Source organism: Thermotoga neapolitana DSM 4359, assembly GCF_000018945.1.
GTDB lineage: Bacteria > Thermotogota > Thermotogae > Thermotogales > Thermotogaceae > Thermotoga > Thermotoga neapolitana.
On the sequence record NC_011978.1, the window covers coordinates 1679617 to 1701922 of the forward strand.

The 22306-nt window shown below is 47.3% G+C and carries 25 protein-coding genes and 1 tRNA gene; 3 read left to right on the forward strand and 23 right to left on the reverse strand.

All coding sequences use genetic code 11. The features are described 5' to 3' along the window. The 9 genes from yajC to CTN_RS08605 all read right to left on the reverse strand — a co-directional run bounded on the left by yajC (position 1) and on the right by CTN_RS08605 (position 6501). Positions 1-342, reverse strand: coding sequence for a preprotein translocase subunit YajC (yajC, locus tag CTN_RS08565; protein WP_041437806.1), 342 nt, complete (start codon positions 340-342; stop codon positions 1-3). Between the two features lie 147 nt (positions 343-489). After that, positions 490-837 carry an ECF transporter S component gene (locus CTN_RS08570; protein WP_015920131.1) on the reverse strand — a complete coding sequence of 116 codons (348 nt, stop codon included), beginning with the start codon at positions 835-837 and terminating at the stop codon, positions 490-492. Then, positions 834-1724 carry a riboflavin biosynthesis protein RibF gene (gene ribF, locus CTN_RS08575; protein WP_015920132.1) on the reverse strand — a complete coding sequence of 297 codons (891 nt, stop codon included), beginning with the start codon at positions 1722-1724 and terminating at the stop codon, positions 834-836. The genes CTN_RS08570 and ribF overlap by 4 nt, the downstream gene beginning before the upstream one ends. 4 nt (positions 1725-1728) lie before the next feature. Then, on the reverse strand, positions 1729-2658 hold the full coding sequence (gene truB / locus CTN_RS08580) for a tRNA pseudouridine(55) synthase TruB (RefSeq protein WP_015920133.1): 930 nt from the start codon (positions 2656-2658) through the stop codon (positions 1729-1731). Further along, entirely contained in the window at positions 2655-3044 is a 390-nt protein-coding gene (gene rbfA, locus CTN_RS08585; protein ID WP_041437808.1) for a 30S ribosome-binding factor RbfA, read from the reverse strand. The genes truB and rbfA overlap by 4 nt, the downstream gene beginning before the upstream one ends. A gap of 12 nt (positions 3045-3056) precedes the next feature. Continuing rightward, positions 3057-3920, reverse strand: coding sequence for an HDOD domain-containing protein (locus CTN_RS08590; RefSeq protein ID WP_231556104.1), 864 nt, complete (start codon positions 3918-3920; stop codon positions 3057-3059). Further along, the gene (locus tag CTN_RS08595; protein WP_038068027.1) at positions 3892-5349 is read right to left on the reverse strand and encodes a sensor histidine kinase; all 1458 of its coding nucleotides are present in this window, start codon (positions 5347-5349) and stop codon (positions 3892-3894) included. Before CTN_RS08595 ends, CTN_RS08590 begins: the two co-directional genes overlap by 29 nt. A gap of 9 nt (positions 5350-5358) precedes the next feature. Continuing rightward, positions 5359-6366, reverse strand: a complete 1008-nt coding sequence (locus CTN_RS08600) for an L-threonylcarbamoyladenylate synthase (protein ID WP_015920137.1) — start codon at positions 6364-6366, stop codon at positions 5359-5361. Positions 6367-6414: 48 nt separating this feature from the next. Continuing rightward, positions 6415-6501 (reverse strand) — tRNA-Leu (locus CTN_RS08605). 125 nt (positions 6502-6626) lie between these two features. Here CTN_RS08605 and hrcA point away from each other — a divergent pair. The 3 genes from hrcA to dnaJ are packed head-to-tail and all read left to right on the forward strand — an operon-like array spanning position 6627 to position 9276. After that, positions 6627-7646 carry a heat-inducible transcriptional repressor HrcA gene (gene hrcA / locus CTN_RS08610; RefSeq protein WP_015920138.1) on the forward strand — a complete coding sequence of 340 codons (1020 nt, stop codon included), beginning with the start codon at positions 6627-6629 and terminating at the stop codon, positions 7644-7646. A gap of 4 nt (positions 7647-7650) precedes the next feature. Next, positions 7651-8157 carry a nucleotide exchange factor GrpE gene (locus tag CTN_RS08615; RefSeq protein WP_015920139.1) on the forward strand — a complete coding sequence of 169 codons (507 nt, stop codon included), beginning with the start codon at positions 7651-7653 and terminating at the stop codon, positions 8155-8157. A gap of 6 nt (positions 8158-8163) precedes the next feature. Then, positions 8164-9276, forward strand: coding sequence for a molecular chaperone DnaJ (gene dnaJ, locus CTN_RS08620; RefSeq protein ID WP_015920140.1), 1113 nt, complete (start codon positions 8164-8166; stop codon positions 9274-9276). Here the strand turns inward: dnaJ and yqeH are convergent. The 14 genes from yqeH to ftsZ all read right to left on the reverse strand — a co-directional run bounded on the left by yqeH (position 9273) and on the right by ftsZ (position 22290). Beyond that, positions 9273-10364, reverse strand: coding sequence for a ribosome biogenesis GTPase YqeH (yqeH, locus tag CTN_RS08625; protein ID WP_015920141.1), 1092 nt, complete (start codon positions 10362-10364; stop codon positions 9273-9275). The two genes, dnaJ and yqeH, sit on opposite strands and share 4 nt — an antisense overlap. 11 nt (positions 10365-10375) lie before the next feature. Beyond that, positions 10376-11272, reverse strand: coding sequence for a GTPase Era (gene era / locus CTN_RS08630; protein ID WP_174872581.1), 897 nt, complete (start codon positions 11270-11272; stop codon positions 10376-10378). Then, on the reverse strand, positions 11268-11663 hold the full coding sequence (gene cdd, locus CTN_RS08635) for a cytidine deaminase (RefSeq protein WP_038068041.1): 396 nt from the start codon (positions 11661-11663) through the stop codon (positions 11268-11270). The genes era and cdd overlap by 5 nt, the downstream gene beginning before the upstream one ends. Then, the gene (locus CTN_RS08640) at positions 11605-12966 is read right to left on the reverse strand and encodes a hemolysin family protein (RefSeq protein WP_038068043.1); all 1362 of its coding nucleotides are present in this window, start codon (positions 12964-12966) and stop codon (positions 11605-11607) included. Before CTN_RS08640 ends, cdd begins: the two co-directional genes overlap by 59 nt. A 16-nt stretch (positions 12967-12982) precedes the next feature. Beyond that, on the reverse strand, positions 12983-13438 hold the full coding sequence (locus CTN_RS08645) for a 23S rRNA (pseudouridine(1915)-N(3))-methyltransferase RlmH (RefSeq protein WP_015920145.1): 456 nt from the start codon (positions 13436-13438) through the stop codon (positions 12983-12985). Further along, the gene (ftcD, locus tag CTN_RS08650; protein ID WP_015920146.1) at positions 13435-14349 is read right to left on the reverse strand and encodes a glutamate formimidoyltransferase; all 915 of its coding nucleotides are present in this window, start codon (positions 14347-14349) and stop codon (positions 13435-13437) included. Before ftcD ends, CTN_RS08645 begins: the two co-directional genes overlap by 4 nt. A 1-nt stretch (position 14350) precedes the next feature. After that, complete coding sequence (locus tag CTN_RS08655; protein ID WP_015920147.1) at positions 14351-15112, reverse strand: response regulator; 762 nt, start codon at positions 15110-15112, stop codon at positions 14351-14353. A gap of 34 nt (positions 15113-15146) precedes the next feature. Then, positions 15147-16517, reverse strand: a complete 1371-nt coding sequence (locus tag CTN_RS08660; RefSeq protein WP_015920148.1) for a PEGA domain-containing protein — start codon at positions 16515-16517, stop codon at positions 15147-15149. A gap of 17 nt (positions 16518-16534) precedes the next feature. Continuing rightward, positions 16535-16921 (reverse strand): hypothetical protein, encoded by a 387-nt coding sequence (locus tag CTN_RS10150; RefSeq protein ID WP_244857345.1) that lies wholly within the window; start codon positions 16919-16921, stop codon positions 16535-16537. Positions 16922-17003: 82 nt separating this feature from the next. Continuing rightward, entirely contained in the window at positions 17004-17198 is a 195-nt protein-coding gene (locus CTN_RS10155) for a hypothetical protein (RefSeq protein WP_231556108.1), read from the reverse strand. 50 nt (positions 17199-17248) lie between these two features. Continuing rightward, complete coding sequence (locus CTN_RS08670; RefSeq protein WP_331279459.1) at positions 17249-18316, reverse strand: FtsW/RodA/SpoVE family cell cycle protein; 1068 nt, start codon at positions 18314-18316, stop codon at positions 17249-17251. 10 nt (positions 18317-18326) lie between these two features. After that, a complete protein-coding gene (locus tag CTN_RS08675; RefSeq protein ID WP_015920152.1) occupies positions 18327-19535 on the reverse strand; it encodes a hypothetical protein in 1209 nt (402 codons plus the stop codon). After that, positions 19532-21235, reverse strand: a complete 1704-nt coding sequence (locus tag CTN_RS08680; protein ID WP_015920153.1) for a GspE/PulE family protein — start codon at positions 21233-21235, stop codon at positions 19532-19534. The genes CTN_RS08675 and CTN_RS08680 overlap by 4 nt, the downstream gene beginning before the upstream one ends. After that, a complete protein-coding gene (gene ftsZ, locus CTN_RS08685; RefSeq protein ID WP_015920154.1) occupies positions 21235-22290 on the reverse strand; it encodes a cell division protein FtsZ in 1056 nt (351 codons plus the stop codon). The genes CTN_RS08680 and ftsZ overlap by 1 nt, the downstream gene beginning before the upstream one ends. Positions 22291-22306 lie beyond the last annotated feature (16 nt).

Consider the following 22306-nt stretch of genomic DNA (forward strand, 5'->3'; position numbering starts at 1 on the left):
TTATCCCTCCTGATTCTTCTCCTTTATGACGGTGGATATGGCCCTTTTTGTGATTTCAAGTTCTGTGGCGTTGGCAGTTTTGATCTTTACGGTGTCTTTCTTGATATCGATGACCTTTCCAACGATACCACCTATCGTGACAACTGTGTCTCCCCGTTTCAGCTGACTCAGCATCTGCTGAAACTGCTTTTCTCTTCTTCTCTGTGGAAGGATGATCAGAAAGTAGAAGATCGCTATGAAGAAGATCAGCATGAAGAGGAGACTTCCCCAGCCACTGCTTGCCGGGGCTGTGGCACTGCCGTTTGAAGCACCTGGAGCTGCTGCGTAGATGATCTCAGGCATTCTCCTTTCCTCCCTTCTCAAGTATCAATTGAAGTCTTCTATAGACGAGTGGAACAAGAACAAATTGAAGCACAATACCGGGAATCCCCGTGGTGAAGCTCAGAAGAATCGAGGTGAGCGGCTGAAGTTTTATTCCAATGAGTGCTCCTAAAGCGTAATAAGATACCGAGTAAACCAGTCTGCCAAGAAGAACCGCAACGGCGAGTCTGAGGAAATATTTTTCTTCTCCATCACCCCCAGAATGAAACCGTACACGAAGACTTCAGGAATCATGAACAGAAACATCGGAAAGGGTGGCATACCCATGGTCAGAAAAGACAGAACCGGAAGAAGCCCTCCAACAATCCCTCCCACAAAAGCACCGGAAACCGCTCCGGCGAGCATGGCGACCAGATGAAGCGGCAGAAACATCCTGCCAAGGTTCACCAGATGCAGAAGGTAGGCGAGGGCAACTCCAACGGCCAGCCACATGGCTGTGTAGGTCAACTTTTTCATTCACCATCACCCCTTCTGGATAACTTCGAATTGATTATATCATCCATCAATCGTTTTGCAGTCTCGACGTCCTGAGTGATCGTATTTTTCAACTCCTCAATTGAGTTGAACTTCTTTTCTGGTCTTATGAACTTCAGAACCTCCACCTTCAGGTGGGCACCGTACAGATCTCCCTCGAAATCCAGTATGTAGACCTCGTACTTCACGTGCGTGGAATCGCTCACGGTGGGTCTGAACCCCACGTTCATGACACCGAATTTCTCTTCCTGATTCGGCAAATTCACTTTCACAAGATATACTCCGTTTTTCAAATTCACGAGTTTTTCTCTTCCCCTGTCGATGTTGGCCGTTGGAAACCCAAGTTTTCTTCCGAACTGCCTGTCTCTGTAGACAATCCCTGATATCTCATAGTACCTGCCAAGATAGGGTGGTATCTCTTCCACCCTTCCCTCCTGGACGAGTTTTCTGATCAGAGAACTGCTCACTTTCTTTCCGTTAACGATTGTGTCGGGCACTTCGTACACTTCCAGTCCGTTTTTTCTCAAAAAAGAAGTATCCCCTTCGGCGTTCTTTCCGAACCTGAAGTCCCTTCCAACGACCACTCCGAAGACACCTGGCAAATACTTTTCGACAAATTCTTTCGGCGACAGGTCTTTGATCTGAAAAAAATCCAGTACGACCACTTCCGAAAATCTTGAAAGAATCGCCACTCTCTCTTCTACAGACAACAAAAGTCCTGGAAAATCGGGTGAGAGATATTCAGGGGGATGAGAAATGGTGAACACAAGAGCGGGCATCTTCTTTGAAGAGGCCACTTCCCTGAGTTTCTCAAGAACCCTGCGATGCCCGATGTGTACTCCGTCGAAAACACCGATGCTGACAACCATTCTTTCACCTCATGTTGAAAACCTTCTTCAATTTCAAAACACGTTCGTTCCTGCCCTGTCTTTTCAATGTACGAAGAAAAGAAGCGTTTCTTTCTGCCTCCGCAAGTGCAAGAAGGTTTCCTTCTTCATCGAAAACTCTCACCGTGTCTTCCTTCCTGAACTCATCCCATTCTTTCAGCATCTCCAGAAACACCTGAGATCCGTTGAGGATCCTTTCGGAAAAATCCTGAAATATCACCACGCGCGGGAGCCACTCCAGGCACCTCTCCATCGGTATCACTCTGTTTTCTATTTCCTCCGGCGATGCTTCGAAGACGTTGAGACTTTCTTCGAGGGTGTGCGGCCCCACGCTCTCTCTCACAAGCTCTACAGCGGTCGCTCCACAACCCAGCCTGTATCCGATGTCCATGCAGAGAGACCTCACATAGGTTCCGGGTGAGACTTCCACCCTGAAAGAGACGGTCTTTCCCTCTATCACTACATCCCAGATTTTGAAGATCTTCACCCTCTTTGGAGGAAGTCTTATGATTTTACCCTCTCTTGCCAGTTTGTAGAGCCGCTCACCCCTGTATTTCTTTGCAGAGTAAGCCGGCGGCACCTGATCGTACTCTCCAACGAAAGAAAAGATGGCCTCTTTTATCTCCTCTTCCGTGACGTTGCATTCTCTTTCCTCAACGACTTCTCCAGTTATGTCGAAGGTCTCTGTAATCAATCCGAGTTTCATCTTCACCCAGTAGACCTTGTTCAGGTTCTTGTAGAACTCAAGAAGACGCGTTCCCTGGTTCACCCCTAGAATGAGCACACCGCAGGCAAAAGGATCCAGGGTTCCACCGTGTCCCACTTTACGTGTTTTCAGTTTCTTCCGTACCTCATCCACCACATCGTGTGAGGTTGGACCTTTTGGTTTGTACGCTACAAGGATTCCGTGTTTCATTCTTTGTCTTCACCTTCCTCTTCTTCGCGTTTAAACGGATCGAATCCCAGTTGATTCAGCAGCTGATGTACCCTGACGCTCGCTTCTATTCCCTTGTCTTCGTAGAAGCGAATCTCTGGAGCAACGTAGAGTTTCAGATTCTTTGCCACATAGGTTCTGAAGAATCCCTTTGCCCTGTTCAGTATCTCCACTGCTTCCCTTCGCTCCTCAGGGCTTCCCAGAAAACTCACATAGACGTCAGCGTATCTCTTGTCTTTTGAAAGTTCGACGCGAGAGAAGGTCACAAATTCTTTCTTCAAACGCGGGTCCCTCAACTGTTGAAGTGCCTCGGTCAGAAGTTTTTGTATCTCCGATTCCAGCATCGCCTTTCTATAGAGAGGATGCATTCTTTTCACCTCCTAATCCAGGCTCAGAAACTCCTTTGCCTTCTCGTATTTTTCTCTGGTTCTCTCAAAAACTCTTAAAACAACACGTGGCTTCAGCCTGAGAGTGTTCAGAGCAAAAGGAGAAAGAACAGGATCACCCCACGAGAGGGACGCACCTTTCATCATGAGATTCGCCAGGACATCTCCAACATGGACCATCGACACCTGATTGATGAACAGTTCGTTCGGATTTGCTTCAACTCGATGATGATAGTCCGCGGTGAAAACGAGAAGATCCGGAAAATTCCAGTTTTTCAGAAGTTTTGCTCCAACTTCGGTGTGAGGGGGCACCTCCAGTTCCTCTTCGACTTCGATCAGGTTCTTCTTCAACTTCTGAGCGATTTTTACCTCCATTTCCAGAACGTCGGAGAGAAGAAAGTCGTAAACCACTTTTCCTATGTCGTGAAGCAGGCCCGCTATGAAGATCTCTTCCTTCAGCGGATAACCAACTGTTTCTGCAATGGTCTCCGAGGCAACAGCCGTTGCTATGAAATGCGCCCAGAGTTTTTCTCTGTCGATGCTGGAAGATCCGTTCTTGAAGATCATATCGTAGGTGAAAACGCTCAAAGCGAGGTTCCTGACGGTCTTGAATCCCAGTATCATGACTGCTTCACTCAGGGTTGTTATTTTCCGGGGAATCCCGTAATAAGCAGAATTTGCAAGCTTCAAGACCCTGGCACTGAGACTCGCATCCATCATGAGGGTGCTGGCAACTTCCGAGGAAGAAGCATCTGGTTTTGAACACACTGCCACTATCCTTTGAACAACAATGTTTGGAGATGGAAGTTTGTCGATACCCTCGAGTATCTTATCGATTATCTTCAGTGCCATGATCATACGGGATCCACACGAAAAACCTGGATCCCTTCCCCTCCTCACTCTCAACCCATATTCTTCCGCCGTGGAGTTCCACGATCTCTTTTGTGATGGCAAGTCCCAGACCCGTTCCAGAAACTTCGTAAGTCAAGGAAGAGTCAACTCTGTAGAACTGTTCGAAGATCTTTTCTCTGGCGTGTTCCGGTATCCCTATACCGTTGTCTTCCACAACGATGAGGATTCCATTTTCATCTTTGTCCAGAACCACCTTCACGTATTTTTCTGGTTCATCCTTCTTCGAGTACTTCACGCCGTTGCTCAGAAGGTTCAAAAGAACCTGTTTCATCCTCGTTGGATCGACTTCCGCCTCGAAACAGGGAACCTTCTTTTCCAGAAAGACTTTTACACCCTGAGAAGCTGCGAACTCCTTGATGGCACCGACGGCACTTTCCAACAACTCACAAATGTTGGTTTTTTCCTTTTTTATCTGCAGTGCTTTTCTTTCGAGTCTGGAGAAATCTAGCAGTTCGTTGAGGAGATTTTCAAGGTGATTGCTCTGATCGAGTACAACTTCCAAGAATTCCTTCAGGGTATCCGTGTCGAGTTCCTCCAGACTGTTATACATGGTCTCCGTGTAGGCTTTTATGGCAGTTAAAGGAGTTCTGAGCTCATGGGATATGTTCGCAACGAACTCTGTCTTCATCCTGTCTATGCGTTTTAGCCTTTCCAGTTCCTTCGATGCCGTGATGTTTTCCACGATCGTCAGAGCCTGTGTTTCACCGTTGTAGAGCAAAGGAATGGAAGTGATGGAAAAGAACTTATCCTCAGATTCGATCTCTCCAGTTCTCTGAACCCCAAGCGAGATCGCCTCTTCTGAAATTTCCATCGCCTTCTTCATAACTTCTTCCGGGAAATTTTCCCTTGCGAATCTCTCGTTCTGAAAACGTATTTCTCCGTTTGAATAAACGAAGATACCTTCCGGAAGGTTGTTGAGTATGGTGTTCACGTAATCATAAGTTTCTTCAAGTTCTCTGTAGAGCCTGACGTTTTCCAGTACGATGGAAGAAAGAAACGAAAAAATTCTGAAGATCTCCGTCTCTTCCATCGAAGGCTGGTGATCCATGAAAACAATCAGACTCCCGAAGGACCTTCCGAGTTTGACCAGGGGTATGATTCCGACGTATCCTCCTGCTTCTTCCACAAAAGCCGGGGATGCCTGTTTCGTAGCCCATTCTATGAACTCCTCGAATCTTGAAACATCGAGTTCTCTTCCCAGCACAACCCGCTTGTTTTCGTCGACCAGAACCAGATCGTTCACATCGACGACCTTCTTCACAAGGTTCAACAAACTGAGAAGGACATCCCTCTCTTCCTTTACGTTGGAAAACTCCATTATCAAAATAGAAAGAAGCAAGAGCAACTTATCGGTTCGTTCCTGGGTTTTATCCATCTAGATCGTTCACCTCACGATCCTGGAGGCAGCCTTCCTCAATCGGTTCATCACCGCAAAGAGTATGCCCCTTTCCTCCAGCCCCTCAACAATTATATACTCTTTTTCTCTCTTTTCCGCTTCTCTGAGTGCTGCAAACAGATTTTGTGCTATGCTGTAGGGATTTTTCAAAGAACCTATGACGATTCTGTCTCTGTACAACTCCTTCCTTTCTTCGACACATATCACAACGTGATCGGGAAACTCTCTCAAAACGTCCTTCATCTTCTCGAGGTTTTCCACGAGTATCAACGGCTTTGAGGGAGCGTAGTGACGGTATTTCATGCCCGGTGCCAGCGGTTTTCCTCTGAACTCACTCTTTTTGACGAAATCAGGTACAACAAGATCGGGAAAGAACTCTTTCAATTTTTCAACCTCTACAGGGCCTGGCCTCAAAAGGACAGGCTTTTCCCTTGACAGGTCTATTATGGTGGATTCCAGACCAAACGGTGTGTTCCCTGCGTCCAGTATCAGGCTCACCCGTCCCATGAAGTCCTCCACAACGTGTTCCACGCTCGTCGCGCTGGGTCTTCCAGACAGGTTCGCACTCGGGGCAGCTATGGGATCCCCCAGCATTTCTATCAGTTTCAGGGCCACCGGGTGAGCCGGCATTCTCACAGCCACCGTGGGAAGTCCCGCAGTGACCACATCGGAAATTCGCTGGGATTTCTTTGGGAGTATGACCGTTAAAGGACCAGGCCAGAATCTCTCCAGAAAGTCCCTGAAAGACTCATATCCATCTGCCACCTCTTCGAGTTGAGAAAACGAACATATGTGGACTATCAGGGGGTTGTCTGCGGGTCTTCCTTTGATTTCGAATATCTTTCTGCACGCTTCCTCGTTGTAAGCATCCGCACCTATTCCGTAGACCGTCTCTGTCGGAAAGACAACAACCTCTCCTTTTTTCAGAAGATCGGCAGCTTCTCTCAGGGATCTTTCATCGGGAAAAAGAGGATCCACTTTTACGACCCTGGTCATCGATCAGCCTCCTTCATTAAAAACAAATGGGGCTCCCAGAGCCCCTCCTGGTGCCGAGGGCGGGACTTGAACCCGCACGGGGTCATCCCCCAGCTGATTTTGAGTCAGCCGCGTCTGCCATTCCGCCACCTCGGCCCCTGTATAATATGGTAGCAATTTTCCATTCGTAAATCAAGTCCTTCGTTTCCCTCTTCTGACCTTGAATTCTTTCAAGATGTATGCTAAACTATTATTAGCACTCAAAAGAAAGGAGTGCTAAAATGAGAAGGCTCTCAAATAAGGGTGAACACCAGAGAAACCTGAACGACCGCCAGAGAAAGGTACTTTACTGCATTGTGAAAGAGTACATAGAAAACAAAAAACCCGTCAGCTCACAGAGGGTTCTCGAAGTGAGCAACATAAATTTTAGCAGTGCCACCATAAGAAACGATATGAAGAAACTGGAATATCTTGGTTACATATACCAGCCCCATACCTCGGCTGGCCGGGTCCCAACGGACAAGGGACTCAGATTCTACTACGAAGAAATGGTAAAGCTCTCCAAAGAAACCGAAGAACTGAACCTGGAGGTGGACACCTTCAGGTCCATTCCGCTCGCAGATCCAGAAAAGGTCCTGCTTCTGGCTGGAAATCTTCTTGCCCGGCTGGCTGAAGGGTACGTCCTCATAGAAAGACCAAATCCCAGAGATTTGAAAATACTCAGGGTGATGCTCATACCGGTATCCGAGGATTACCTGATTTTCTCGATACTGACAGAATTCGGCATTTCGAAGATCACTCCCATCAGAATCCATGAGGATTTGAATTGGGAGGAAATAGAAAGACAGCTGAACTTCCTTTTGAGGGGAAGAACAGTTGAAGACGTGCTAACAGGAAAGGTAGAAACTCTCAGAGGAAGCGGTATTCTCAAACTCATAGAATCCGTGATGAACGAAAAACTGGAAAGGTACATAGACGTTGGTTTTGAAAATCTCCTGAAAGATGACACGCTCTCTCTGGAAGATATAAAGCACCTTCTGGAAGAGATAAAGGACCATCGTTTCCTGGAGAGTCTCATAGGAAACGACAAAGACGTCACGGTGAAGATCGGAAAAGAGATCGGGAGTAAAAAACTGGAAAGATTCGCCGTTTTTTCCGGTAGATACTACAAAGGATCATCGCCGATTGGAAGTGTTCATCTTTTCACCTCAAAAATCACCAGGTACGACAGAAACCACAGGGTTTTCAACTACGTACTCAACAGACTTTCAGAGTACTTCACATCGGCCGCCAGGAGGTGATAGAATGTCTGAAAAAGAAAAGAAGGATCTCTCTCAGGAATGTGAGGAATTGAAGGAAAAATACAGGGAACTCGAAGAATACGCCAAAAGACTCAAGGCCGAATACGAAAATTACCGTGAGGAGGTCGCCAGGGAAAAAAGAGAACTCATAAAGAACGCAAACGAATACCTCATCTCAAGACTGATTCCCATACTCGACGATTTCGAAAGGGCCTTGAACCAGAAGGATCATGAGGAATCCTTTTACGAGGGTGTGAAGTTGATATACAAAAAGCTTCTAAACACACTGGAAAAGGAAGGTCTCTCTAAGATCCAGGTGGGAGAGACTTTTGATCCGTTCGAATATGAGGCAGTTGAGAGAGTCGAAACGGACGACGTGGAGGAATACACTGTACTCGAAGTGCTGGAAAGTGGCTACAAATTCCACGGGAAAGTACTGAAGCCAGCGAAGGTGAAGGTGGCCGTGAGACCAAGAAAGAAAGATGAGGAATCTCCCGATAAAAAGGAGTGATTCTCCATGAAAAGAGAAAAAAAGGATTACTACGAAATCCTCGGTGTTCCGAGAAATGCCACGCAGGAAGAGATAAGAAAAGCGTACAAAAGGCTGGTAAAGGAATGGCATCCAGATAGACATCCAGAAAACAGAAAAGAAGCCGAGCAGCGCTTCAAAGAGATTCAGGAAGCCTATGAGGTCCTCAGCGATCCTCAGAAGAGGGCCATGTACGATCGTTTTGGATACGTTGGGGAACAACCCGTCTATCAAGAAGCAGAAACCGGTGGCAGTTTTTTCGAAGACGTTTTCAGAGAGTTCGAAAACATCTTCAACAGGGATATATTCGACGTGTTCTTCGGTGAAGAGTCTGGACGAAGGGAGAGAAGGGAATACGCTCGAAGGGGAGAGGACATACGCTACACCATAGAAGTGAACCTTTCTGACCTGATCAACGGTACGGAGATTCCCATCGAATACGAAAGGTACGAAACGTGTCCAAGATGCGGAGGAACCGGTGTGGAACCAGATTCGGGATACATCAGTTGTCCACGCTGTGGTGGAACGGGAAGGATCAGAGAGGAAAAAAGGTCGTTCTTTGGATACTTCGTCAGTGAAAGAACCTGTGACGAATGCGGCGGAACAGGAAGAGTTCCTCAAGAGTTGTGTCACGAGTGCGGAGGAAGTGGAAGAGTTCTCAGAAGAGTGCGAAGAACGATAAAAATACCTCCAAACATCGAAGACGGAGGGCATTTGAGAATACCCGGCGGCGGTAACGCGGGTTATTACGGTGGACCCTACGGTGATCTGATAATCACCGTTCGAGTGAGATCGGATAGCAGGTTCAAGAGATCTGGAAAAGATCTGATATACGATATCACGATAGATTACCTCCAGGCGATACTGGGAACAACCGTCGAGATCCCTCTTCCAGAAGGTGGCACAACCATGCTGAAGATACCACCTGGCACACAGCCCGAGACGGTCTTCCGTCTGAAAGGGAAAGGACTGCCGGGTGAGTACGGTAGAAGGGGCGATCTCCTCGTCAACGTACACGTTGAAATTCCAAAGAACCTTTCGAGAGAAGAAAGAAAAGTACTGGAGGATCTGGCAAAGAAAAGAGGCATTCCCGTTGCCTAACGGTTGGGGTTCACCAGGGCTTCTCTCACAACGAGTTTCACATTTTCCGGGACGGTAACTTCGACCGTCAATGGTCCTCTTCTGACGCTCATCCATCCCAGTCCTGCCACCGCCAGTTCTTCTCCTTCGTTCAGAACGAACTTTTCCTTTTTCCACGTGAAATCTTCGTACCTCGCTTTCGAGCAGGGAGGTTTTAGAAGATCTCCCAGTCTGTTTTTCATCAACTCGTCTGCTCTTTCTCTCCTTGTCTCATGAAAGGTAACCTCTCTGGAGGAAAAGAGCAAGAATATGGGGCTTCTCTCCGTTTCGTAATCTACGTCGAAACGACACAATCCTCCCATGAAGATCGTTCTGTTCCTCTCTGGTTTGAAGGTTTTTCTGGAGAGCTCTTCTTTCGGAAGGATCGTCTTCTGACATTCCGGATCCAGAAGATCAAGGATTCTGTCTTTCGTCATAATACCGGGAGTGTCGTAAAGGTAGAGATTTTCACCTTTTACCTTCCTCCTCAGTATTCCAAGGGTCGTTCCTGGAAACGAACTGATGGTATTTTCGTGAGTGCATATCCTGTTTAAAAGGGAGGATTTTCCAACGTTTGTCACCCCTATCACCAGTGCTTTATCGGTCAATCGTGCAAGCAGTTTTACCAGGGACTTCAGACCGTAATTCTTCTCGGCACTCACTATTCTTATTCTTTCGGGGTCTTTCGCCTTTATTCTCTTTTTCACCCATTCTTTCACTTCCTTGACGGTAACTGCCCTGGGAAGAAGGTCGAGCTTGTTGATCACATACACAACGTCCTTTCCTTCCAGCAGGTTTGCTATGTCTTCTCTGTACGTGCCCTCAAAATCGAAGATGTCGATCACCCACAGAACCACCTCGAAACCACCAAGATAAGATTTCAACTGATTCCTGAAATCCCAATCGTACTCTATAGGTTCCAGTTTTCCATAGTGCTTTATTCGAAAACATCTCTGGCACAGAATTTCTTTCCCTTCCTCCAGCCTTTTTTCAAAGGCTTCTCTTGGAATGTATCCCGGTTTCTTTGGATCTTCGAACTGTATGTTGGCACCGCATCCTGGACACTTCACCGAACATCACCTCATTCTATATCGTGTTTCAGGCCGATCTCCTGAAGGATTATGAAGTCTTTTTCCCTCCACTTTTCTTTCACCTTGACATTGAGATCGAGAAACACTTTCCTTCCAACAAGGAATTCTATCTCTTCACGTGCAAGGGTTCCTATTTTCTTTATCATGCTTCCGTTTTTCCCTATCAATATCCCCTTCTGTGAATCACGTTCTACGTATATGTTGGCCCGTATGTAAAGGACGCCGTTCGGTCGGTCTTTTATCTCCTCGATGACAACGGCGGTGGAATGCGGTACCTCTTGACGAGTCAGGTGGAAGATCTTCTCCCTTATGATTTCAGCCGCCATGAAAGAGAGTGGGCGATCCGTGATCATGTCCTCAGGATAGTACTGCGGACCTTCTGGAAGTTCTTCCTTTATCCTGTCAAGCAACTCGAAAACACCGATTCCTTTCAGGGCAGATATGTAATGAACAGAAACAGCGTTTTCAACCATACTTTTCGCGAGTTCTCCTACCGACTTTGCTTTTTCTTCTCCTGCTACATCTATCTTGTTCACGGCGATGATGGTTTTTGTTCTGGATTCGTTCACGATCTTTGCGACCTGTTCATCTGTTTTGGTGAAACCATCGGCGGCATCCAGCATGAAGAGGACAATATCAACTCCCTTCAGAGCCTGAACGGCAGCCCTCACCATGTATTCTCCCAGACGATGAAGTGGTTTGTGTATGCCCGGGGTGTCCACGAATACGATCTGTGCGTCTTTGTCGGTGTAGATACAGTTTATCCTGTTTCTGGTGGTCTGGGGTTTATCGGAGACGATCACAACCTTTCTACCCAGAACAGTGTTTATGAAAGTGGACTTTCCAACGTTCGGCTTCCCAGCCAGCGCAACAAAACCCGACTTAATGTTCATCACCTCCCAGTCTGAAACCTCTTGGTAGAAGATCTTTCAACCTCGCCACCTCGTAATCTCCGTCTCTGTTTGCCATGATCACATCCATGTCCTCAGAGAATTCGTAGAGCACCTGCCTGCAGGCACCACAGGGAACAGTTTTTTCAGGGGAATCCGAAGCTATTGCGATCGCAACAAATTCTCTTTCTCCTTCAGAAACCGCTTTGAACACGGCCACCCTTTCTGCACACACGGTGAGGCCGTAGGAAGCGTTCTCCACGTTCACTCCCGTGAACACCTTTCCGCTCTTTGTGAGAAGAGCAGCCCCTACTCTGAATCCAGAGTATCTAGCGTAAGCCTTTTCCCGAACCTCCAGAGCCATTTCCACCAGTTTCTCCGGTTTCATCTCTTCCCCCCTCCAGGACTTTTATCATGATCTTCTCTATCCTGTTTTTACCGACTGCCAGCACTTTGAAGTACAGGTTACCGATGACAGCCTCCTCACCAACGTTCGGTATCCTCTTGAAGTGTTCCAGAAGGTATCCTGCTATCGTTTCGTACTCTGTCTGCGGAAACTGGATTCTCAACTCTATCTCCAGATCGTTTATGGGAGTACTACCATCGACAATGTAAGTCTTCTCCCCGATTTTCTTTATACCGGACACTTCGTCGTAGTCGTATTCGTCCATGATATCACCGAAGAGTTCCTCTATTATGTCTTCGAGGGTCACAATCCCGGCCGTTCCACCGTACTCGTCCACAACTATAGCTATATGGATCTTTTTCGACTTGAGGATTTTCAGGAGTTCATCTATGTTCATGGTCTCCGGCACGTAGAGGGCGTCTCTCATTATGTCCTTCACCTTCATGTTCTTTACCTCTTCACAATCCTTCTCCGCCAGAATTGAAAGGACGTCTTTGGCGTAACAGACCCCCACGATGTTGTCTATGGTCTCCCTGTAGACAGGAATCCTGGAATAGCCTTCATCTTCTATCAGTTCAATGAGATCCCTCACCGTCTGGTTCTCCTCTATCGCTACGATGTCAACGCGGGGCGTCATTATCTCCTTGACGGCTATCTGTTTCATTTCGAAGGCACGTTTCACTATTCTTTCCTCTTCCTGCTCTATGACTCCCATTTCGCCTCCAACCTGAACGATGGAGACGATGTCTTCCTCGGTGATGAACAGATCTTCGGATATTTTCTTTCCATGCCTCAAAGCGATGATACCGTCGGAGATCTTCACCAGAAGTCTTCCGACAGGATCGAAAACCCTGGTGAGAAACCTGACCACACCTATCGATCTCTGGAAGATACGGTCTGGCTCGGCCCTTGCCATAACTTTTGGGGTGATTTCTCCGAATATGAGAAGAACGGCGGTAATGAAGAGGGTGGAAACCACTGCCACAAGTTCTTCGCTCACTCCTCTGAGAAGATTCAGGAAGATCAGAGTGGAGATGGATGAGGCAAATAAATTGACGAGGTTGTTGCTTATCAGGATCGTCGTGAGGTACTTGTTGAAGAGATGGATGTAACTTTCCCTTTCTGATTCTTCCTCTTTCTTTTCCAGAAATTCCTTGATCTTCACCTTGCTCATCAGGGTCAGGGCGGTTTCTGAAGAGGAAAAGAAGTTAGAAAGATAGATCAAGACAACAAGCAGCAAACCTTCAAGACCGAGTGTCAACATGCTACTGACAGGATCTTCCACTTCCGTTCCACCTCCATCAGTAATGGTAATTTTCTCCACGTATTATTTTAAACGCCCTGAACACCTGCTCCAAAACTATGAGAACGCTCATCCCGTGGGTGAAGGTCATCCTGGACAGAGAAAAAACACGGTGGGCCTCGGAGAGTATCTCCTCACTCAGTCCATAAGGCCCACCGATCAGGAACGTGATATCTTTTCCCTTCATCTCCACCTCTTTGAGGAACCCGGCAAATTCCTCTGAAGAGAGGTTCTCACCCCTTCTGTCCATAACCACCATCAAACTGCCGGGTAAGACCCTCTTTTTCAGTTCCTCTGTCTCTCTTTTTACAATTTCTTCGACGCTTCCTCCATGGGTGCGTTTCAACTCGATGATCTCGGTTTTGCAAAACCTCCTGAGAAATTTTTTGTAATGGTCCACCCCCATCTTTATGAAATTATCCAGCTTTCCACCCACAACGATTCTTATCCTCATTTCCCGGCTTCCTTGACCAGTATGTCGAGCAAATTCGATTCTATGACCTTTTTACTGTTGAGGTTCGTTCTCAGATAATACGAAACCGTCTGTATCAGGGAATCCAGTGGAAAGAGCCCCACTATTTCAGAGCTCAAAACGGGAACACCGTAGCGTTCGGCCTCCATCTTTATCATCTCAAAGACGCGATACAGGGGTGTTTTTTTGTGATTGGTGATGTTGATCGATACCTGTACGATTCCCTTTTCCTTCAACTCGATGCCTATTGCCTTGACGTACCTGAGACCACCACTCGAAAACCTGATTGCTTTTGCTATCTTCTCTGCTATCCTCACATCCCCTGTTCCAAGGTTCACGTTGAAGGCTATGAGAAATTCTCTGGCACCGACTGCCGTCACTCCGGCGGAAGGATGAACACGATCGGGCCCAAAGTCAGGCTTCCACATGGGATCCTTTATCTTTTCGAAGAACCCTTCGAACTCACCTCGCCTGATGTTTGCGAGATTTTCCCTTTCAGGGTGTGTGGCGGATTTCTCGTAGAGATAAACCGGCACACCTAGTTCTTCGCCAATCCTTTTTCCCAGGATTTTCGAATACTGGACACACTCGTCCATCGTCACGTTGTAGAGAGGAACAAGAGGAATGACGTCTGCTGCTCCCATTCTCGGATGCTGCCCTGTGTGGTTTCTAAGATCGATCAATTCCACCGCTTTCTTGGTCATGTCAAAGAGGGCATTTATGAGGTTTTCAGGTTCTCCCACAAGGGTCACAACCGATCTGTTGTGATCTGCGTCCATGGACCAGTCGAGAACCCAGACCCTGTCGTATTTTTTGGCCTCGGCTACGATCTTTTCAACCACTTCTTTCCTTCTTCCTTCGCTGAAGTTTGGAACGGATTCCACCAGCTTCAACTCACTTCCCCCCTAGCTCTGCCAGTCTGTTCTTCAGCGAGAGGATGAACTCTTCGTAGGTCTTTCCATCATCTGGATAACACACGTAGACGTATTCGAAACTCTGTGAAAGTTTTTCCTTCATCCTTCCTGTAACAGCAGTGATCCCATGCTTTCCCGTAAGTGTTAGAACGAAGACGTATTCGCTGGCAGAAATCGGCAGAATGTAATCCGTCTCTCTGAAGAACTTTTTGATTGCCTCGTAATTCCTCATCACACCGTTGAATCTAACGTACATGACACAGAAATGTCCTCCGGCTCTGCTGCAGCGCTTTATCTCTTTTCTCACGATCTCTTCGAACTTCAAAGTTATCTCCATATCTTCGATGTTCTTTCTGACAGAAACAGACACCCTTGATGTTTCAGGAGAAGACAGTATCTTCTTCACCCTGCCAAGAAGGTAATCCTGCTTGAAGGGTTTCAGGATGTAGTCGATCGCTCCCGCTTTCACCGAATTGATAACAAGGTCTTTGTCGACATAGGCACTCAGAACGGCCACTTTTGTATCGGGAAAACTCTCACGTATCTCTCTTATCAGGTTGAGACTCTCTTCACCCTCGAAGATGTCCACAAAGACAAGATCCACATGTTCTCTACGAAGGGTTGAGATGGCTTCCTGTCTGTCTCTTGCCCACAGAACCCTGTATCCTTCCTTTTCGAGGGCGTTTTTCACAGCCAGAAATGTGATCTTTGATTCGTCAATTACCATGATCGTTGCTTCCATTCCTCTACCCTCCTCAAGATCATTTTATCATCGTTCACTCGATTCTGCTCAGGATGAACTTGAAATATTCTTCCTTTTCGTCGAAGGTCACCGTTTTGACGATCGTTCTGTATCCAGGTTTGACGATCGTGATCTCGTACGTTCCAGTTTGAACGTAGATGGTAATGGGTGTTTCGCCGTGGTAGTATCCGTTGAGATACACCGTGGCCCCGGATGGCTGGGTCTCTATCCTGACCTCAGAGAAGACCACCTTTTCCTCAAGACGTCTGAACACTTCCTTTTCTTCACCGGCTTTCAGATTCACCGTGAAACTGTCCGTTTCGTATCCTTCCTTTTCGAGCCTTATACTGTAGGTTCCAGGATCAAGAACGATGGTCAACCCACTCTCAGAGGTTGTTCCAGCGTACCTTCCATCCATGTAGACGTCCACACCGACAGGATCCGTTCTCAACCTCAAAGTTGCCCGAAGCGGTTTCAGATCGATGTGAATGGATCGGGACTCTCCCTCACCGAGGGTGATGTACCGGGTCTCTTCACGGTAACCTTCTTTTCTGAAAGTCACACTGTAGTTTCCAGGCGAAAGATTCAATGTCAGAGGAGTTTTCCCTCTGTAGTCTCCGTTTATGTACACATCTGCCCCACTCGGTGAAGAGCTGAGCGAAAGCTTTGCAAAAGGAAGTCTGGCTATCACACGTACGGTCTGATTTTCCCCCACGTACACTTCCTTATAGAAAGTGTAGTTCTCAAAGTACACCGTCACGTAATGTGTTCCTTCGTCCACTGTCATCGTGATGGGTGTTTTTCCCCTGTAAGATCCGTCCACGTAAACTGTCATCCCGGGAGGATCTGAGTCCACGATCAGAGTACCAAAGGCAGGTGCCCTTCCCACGTAGAAATACGTGATGTCCGAGACCCACTCTCCTGTGAGATAGGGTTTCAGCCTCTTTTGAACGTACTCTTCGACGTTGTCAGACAGGGTGGGAAACATCTGCGTTGTGCCGAGTTCTTTCAACTCTTTGAAGATGGGAATTGGAGTGGTACTGGCGATCACCTGAATGTACTCTTTGCCGTATGGTGGAGAGACCCTGAGAGAGTAAGTTGATCTGGATGGGATCTTCTTGATCTCGTTTGCACGAACGAAGTTATCGCTCTCGTACTTGTTCGGAAAAATGAGCGTTACCTTCCCCTGGGCGTTTATATCGTAGACCAGTATGTAGGCATCCCTTGAAGACTTCACGAAGATCTCAATCCTCTCTCCCACGTTGTAGACAGATCCCTCCGGTTTGTCGAGCCACACGTCCACCGTGAAGTACGGCTTTTCGGGAAAGATGATGATGCTTTTCACGTTGAACGAGAAGGAAAGAATCGAAACAAGAACAAGCAAAATAAACAGATACCTTCTCATCGCTCACACCTCCCTGGTTATTCTGGCCACACAACTTCCGCACCGAGGATTTTCCTCTCTGATTCAGGAGTTACCGTTTTGCTCGATAGAACTTCCTGAACGAAGACTGCAAAGCCGTGTGTGCTGTCTCTATCAACCTGTCCGAGATGATACACATCGTTGGCTTGATCATAACTCGGCTCCGTTATAGATAGAACACGAAAGTATTCACCGTCTTTTACGAATTTCACCAGAAACACCCTGTTTCCAACAAGTTCAAGACGTGAAAGAGGTCTTACGCGAGCCTGCCATTCGTCTTCATCGTACTGGTACCACACGTCCACATCGTAAATCGGTGTGTAATTCTGCCAGATACTGGTCAGCCTTTCTGTATCTACAATCTCTCCAGCTGTACCCACAATCACTCCAGCCGCGGCGACGAAATCACCATTTTTCTCGTAAAAAATCTGTCTTTGGGAGTAAGGAGAGTTAGGATCTGTGCCACTTTCATACATAGAGCAACAGCACGGGATGTTCCTGAATCAAGTAGTCACTGTAAGATGGCTGGTACCAATTCTTGACATCGTTCAAATACGCATTTCCCACTACCTCCACTATGAACTCGTGTTTTTCTTCAAGAATTGGCAGGCAGGATGTCAGAAGCAAAAAAGCCACCACCGAAAGAAGAAAAAAACGCTTCATGGTGTTCACCCCCTTCGGTTTTAAGACTTGCGGAAGAAAAAAGAGGTTCTCTACATCTTCCTTTCAACCCTTGCAATCGCTATTCCTTTCAAGATGAGGCCGGCGATAAGAGAAAACACGAGGGTGGACGTTCCACCGTAGCTGATGAAGGGAAGAGGAACACCCGTGACGGGAAGAAGACCCAGGTTCATCGAAACGTTCTCGAAGACATGAAACCAGAGAAGACCACACGAAGAAACCATGAGGATCTCCCAGTATTCGTCCTTCACGTTCAGGATCCACCTTGAAACTTCGAAAAAGAAAAGACCAAAGAGCGAAAGAAGAGACACGATACCAAGAAAACCAAATTCCTCTCCAATGACGGACACGATGAAATCCGTGTACGAGACGGGAACGTACCCCATCAGATTCGCTTTTCCTTTCATGTAACCTGTACCGAAAAATCCCCCGGCACCGATCGCATGTATGGACTGAAGCACGTTGTAGGAATAGCTCTTTCCGTACTCCTCGGGGTTGAGGAAGGAAAGAATTCTTGCCCTCTGGTAATCCTTCAGACCAAAAAAGAAGAACACGGGAAGCAGGATCAGAGCAACCACCAGGAGAACAAGAAGGGGCTTCTTATCGACCTTGGAAGACAGAACGGCAAAGAGCCAGATCAATCCCATGGAGAAAGCGGTCCCGAGGTCCGGTTCCAGAAAAACGAGTATTCCGGGAACGAGAGTGAGAAAAAGGCTCTTCCAGAACCACCTTCTTTCCAGAAGATACGGAAGCAAAACGATGAGGGAAAGTTTTGCCAGGTCTGAAGGTTGAAAACTGATTCCCGCTATTTTGAACCATCTTCTGGAACCACCGATCGGCGTTCCCTTTAAAAGGAGTGCTATCAGCAAAACAACAGAGATCACGTACAGGACCACGGAAAATCTTCTTATGGTGCTGTCCTTTACGAAAAGAATCGAGATCATCAGTGAAAAACCAAGAACATCCCAGATCACCTGTTTCGAAAACAGCGTTTCGTTCTCTCCGTAGGTGGCACTCCTCAAAGTGAACAATCCAAATACCATCAACGCGCCAACAACGACCACGATGAGCCAGTCTATCCTCTTGTTCTCATGCGGAATAACTCTCACCTCACTCAGAGGCGATTATCTCCATTTCTTTTACGAGTCTGTCATCCTCGCTTTCCACCACCACAACCATTCTGTAGGTTCCAGGTTCGTCGAATTTTATAAGATCGTACGTCGTTGTTTTGAAGATCTCTCTGGAGGAAAATTCATCCAGAACGATTCTGAATTCATCCGACCTGGAGTAAGAAAAAACGGGTTCCTTTCTGGTGATGACGATCAGAACGCTTTTTAGGACAAAGTACTTTCTCTTTTTCTCTTCGTTCAAAAGTTTCACAGAAAAGTCGTACCTTTCACCAACGCTCACGAATTTTGCCCCTTCAACCACCAAGGTTGTTCCTCTCAGATTTTTCTGGTATTCTTCGGTCACGATTAAGGGCAAAACGCGTTTCAGGGTGCCTTCTTCGGTCTCAAGTTCTAAAACGATGAGGTAATCCCCCGGCCTTTCAGGAGCGGAAAGGCTTTCTCTGTGAACTTCTACCGTTCCCATGGGAGCCGCTCTGAAGGCACTTCCCAACGTTGTCTTCTTCTCGACAATCGTTCTTTCATCTTCTTCCAGAATCTTCAAAGTCACACTCTTCACTGTTATATCCCTTTGTCTGGAACTGATGTTTTCAAGATAGGTCGAAAAATCGATTTCCTCGTATGGAAAGTAAAAGTCCTTCAGGTTATCGACCTCGACCCTCCACTCTTCGATGACCGTCACGATCTTTCCTATTGTCACTCTTTGGCCGTTCACTCTCATGGAAACTGTCACCAGGTAATCCCCACCGTCCAGATCAATCAGCTCCACTTCTCTTTCCAGATCAAAGACCAGAACACTTTCAAAGGCATCGAGTTCTTTCTCAACCCGCTGTGGATAGTGAAATTCGTATACTACGTTTTCTTTCTTCTTTACAGAGAATAGAAAATCTTCGAGGACAAGTTTTCCCTTTCTCCTTTCTCTGTTGTAGATCTTCACCCTGATACCAAGAGGTTCGTCTGGAAGGTACGACTCCTTCGAGTCAATCACTATCTGGAACTGTCCAACAACACCTTCCGGTCTGTTGGGAAAGAAGGCTTTCGTGAAGAAGAAGAGGAAAACCACAATGGCGAGGTTCAAAACAACAATAAAGTTCGCCCTTCGGCGAATTCTGTTTCTCCTCTCTCTTTCTTTCCGCTCTTTTTCCTCGTCCGATTTTTTCCAGTCTTCCGGGCTTCTGGAAAAGTACTTCATGGCAGGGTGGTCACCCTGAAGACTTCCTCAAGGCTCGTCAGGCCCTGCGCTACCTTCTCAAGGGCATCCACAAACATGGGACGCATGCCCTTTTCCATGGCGCGTCTTGCGATTTCCATCTCACTGGCCCTCGAGGATATCAGCGCCCTCATCTCTTCATCGACTATCAAAACCTCTCCGATGGCCATTCTTCCCCTGTACCTCATTCCCCTGCAGACAGGACATCCCTCTTCAGAAGGGTAATAGATCTGGTCAGGCACTCTTCCAAAAAAGCGCTCGAAATAGGATTTTGCGTTCTCATCTTTCACTTCTCCTGGAATTTTGCACTCGTCACACAATTTCCTCACGAGCCTCTGTCCTATAACTCCTATCAAGGAGGTGCCCAGAAGGTGTGGATCTATACCCATCTCCATGAGCCTTGACACGGCTCCCGCCGCTGTGTTGGTGTGGAGCGTGCTCAAAACTAGGTGTCCTGTGAGAGAGGCCTCGACGGCAAGCTGGGCTGTCTCCCTGTCTCTGATCTCACCAACCATGATGATATCTGGATCCTGTCTCAGAAACGCCCTCAGGTATCGCGCAAAGGTGAGCCCTACCTCCGGGAAAACCTGACATTGAGTGACACCATCGATGGTGTACTCCACGGGATCTTCAGCGGTGACGATGTTCACACTTTCACTCTTCAGGTGATTTATCATGGCGACGAGTGTTGTGGATTTTCCACTGCCTGTCGGGCCGGTAACTAGGATGATTCCATAGGGTTTTTCAAGAATCGACAGAATCCTTTTGTAGTTGTACTCGCTGTATCCGAGTTCCTCTAAACGTTTGTTTGCGGCAGAAACTTTCAGGATCCTCATCACAACCTTCTCGCCGAACGTAGAGGGCATGGTCGATACACGAAAGTCGTACTGCTCTCCACCCTTTATCGTGTAGAATTTACCATCCTGGGGCAGTCTTCTCTCCGAAACATCGAGACCACTCATGATCTTGATACGTGCCACAACGGAGTTATGCTGTCCTTTCTGATACTCCAGAACCCTTCTCAAAACACCATCTATCCTGAACCTCACCCTCACGGTTCTTTTCATCGGTTCTATGTGGATGTCGCTCGCTCCCATTTCTATGGCGCGGTTTATGATGTTGTTTACGAGCCGAACGATCGGTGCCTCTTCCACTGCCGCCTCTTCAGACTCTTCTGCCTCTTCTACCTGTTCTTCCGTTTCTTCTATGGCAACATAAGGTTCTTCGAAGAGCTCAAGGGGTACACCCAGCACGTAAGTCTGGTACAGCATGGAAAAATCTCTGCTTGCAACCAGGTAGATCTCTGGATCCTTTCCGGTGAGAAAACGTATTTCCTGCCTTATTCTGGGAATGTTCGTTCCGTTATCTGTGACGACAACGAGAGTACCGTCTTCTTTCTTATCGATGGGAATCACGTGGAGAGATTCTATGATGTTCTTCGGAAGAGAACCAACCACGTTGAGCGGAATGTTCTTGGGAAGGTCCTTCAAAATCGGTGCGTTGTACTGCTCACTGAGGGCGTCCAGGAGCTGATCCTCTGTGATGTAACCCAGTTCCACAAGAACTTCTCCCAGGGGCTTTTTCAGTTGCTTTTGTATCTCAAGAGCCCTTTCCAGTTCTTCTCTGGTTATGAATCCCCTCTCGACCAGTATCTCCCCCAGTTTTCTGTACCTTCTGAGCATTAAAGGAGTCCCTCCAGACCGTATCTGTATATGGCGGGAATGTCACCTTCCGGGAAGAGTATTTTGTCTTCGTCCGGGAATCTTGTTGCAATGAAAATCACGCGGATCTCATCTTCGGGTATCTCATCGTCGAAGATGAGTCCGAATTTCACATCCGCATCCTCGCTGCTGTTTTGCCTTATGATCATGGCGGCTTCGTGTACCTCTTCCATTCTGATGTTGCTGGGGGCCGTTATGTTGAAGACGATGGAACTGGCGTTCTCAACGGGATGCTCTATCAATTTGCTCTCCATGGCCTTCTTCGCCGCTTCTCTGGCCCTCTGTTCACCTTTTCCGACTCCTATTCCGAGGATCGCCGCTCCTGCGTCTTTCATCACAGACTCTATGTCCGCAAAGTCGAGGTTTATGTATCCTCTCTTCGTTATGAGCTCTGAGATACCCTTCACTCCCTGGTGAAGAGTTTCGTCTGCCTTCAGGAAGGCATCCTTTATCTTCACGTCCCTCGGGAGTTCTTCCATGAGTTTGTTGTTGGAGATCTTTATCAGAGTATCGACATGTTCTCTGAGTTTCTTCAGGCCCTTTATCGCTTTGTTGAGTCTTTCAGGACCTTCGAAGTAAAAAGGAGTGGTAACGATTGCCACCGTCAGAATCCCCATCTCCTTGGCTATCCTGGCTATGACAGGTGAGGCTCCCGTTCCCGTTCCACCACCGAGCCCTGCCGTTATGAAGACCATGTGGGTATCTTCGAGGACCTCACGAATCTTCTCCTCGCTTTCCATGGCTGCTTCCTCGCCTATTTCCGGTCTTCCACCGGCACCAAGACCACGCGTGATGTTTTCTCCTATCTGTATCTTGACATCGGCGTTGGAGGCCTCCAGTACCTGTAGATCCGTATTCACGGCAACGAACTCAACGCCGTGTATTCCTATCTCTATCATTCTGTTTATGGCGTTGTTCCCCGCACCTCCGACTCCTATGACCTTTATCTTGAGGTTGTTCGCCTGGGGTATGTTTCTGCTTTCCTTCTTTTTCTCAACGTCAAGATCAAAGCCCATACTCTTAACCTCCCGA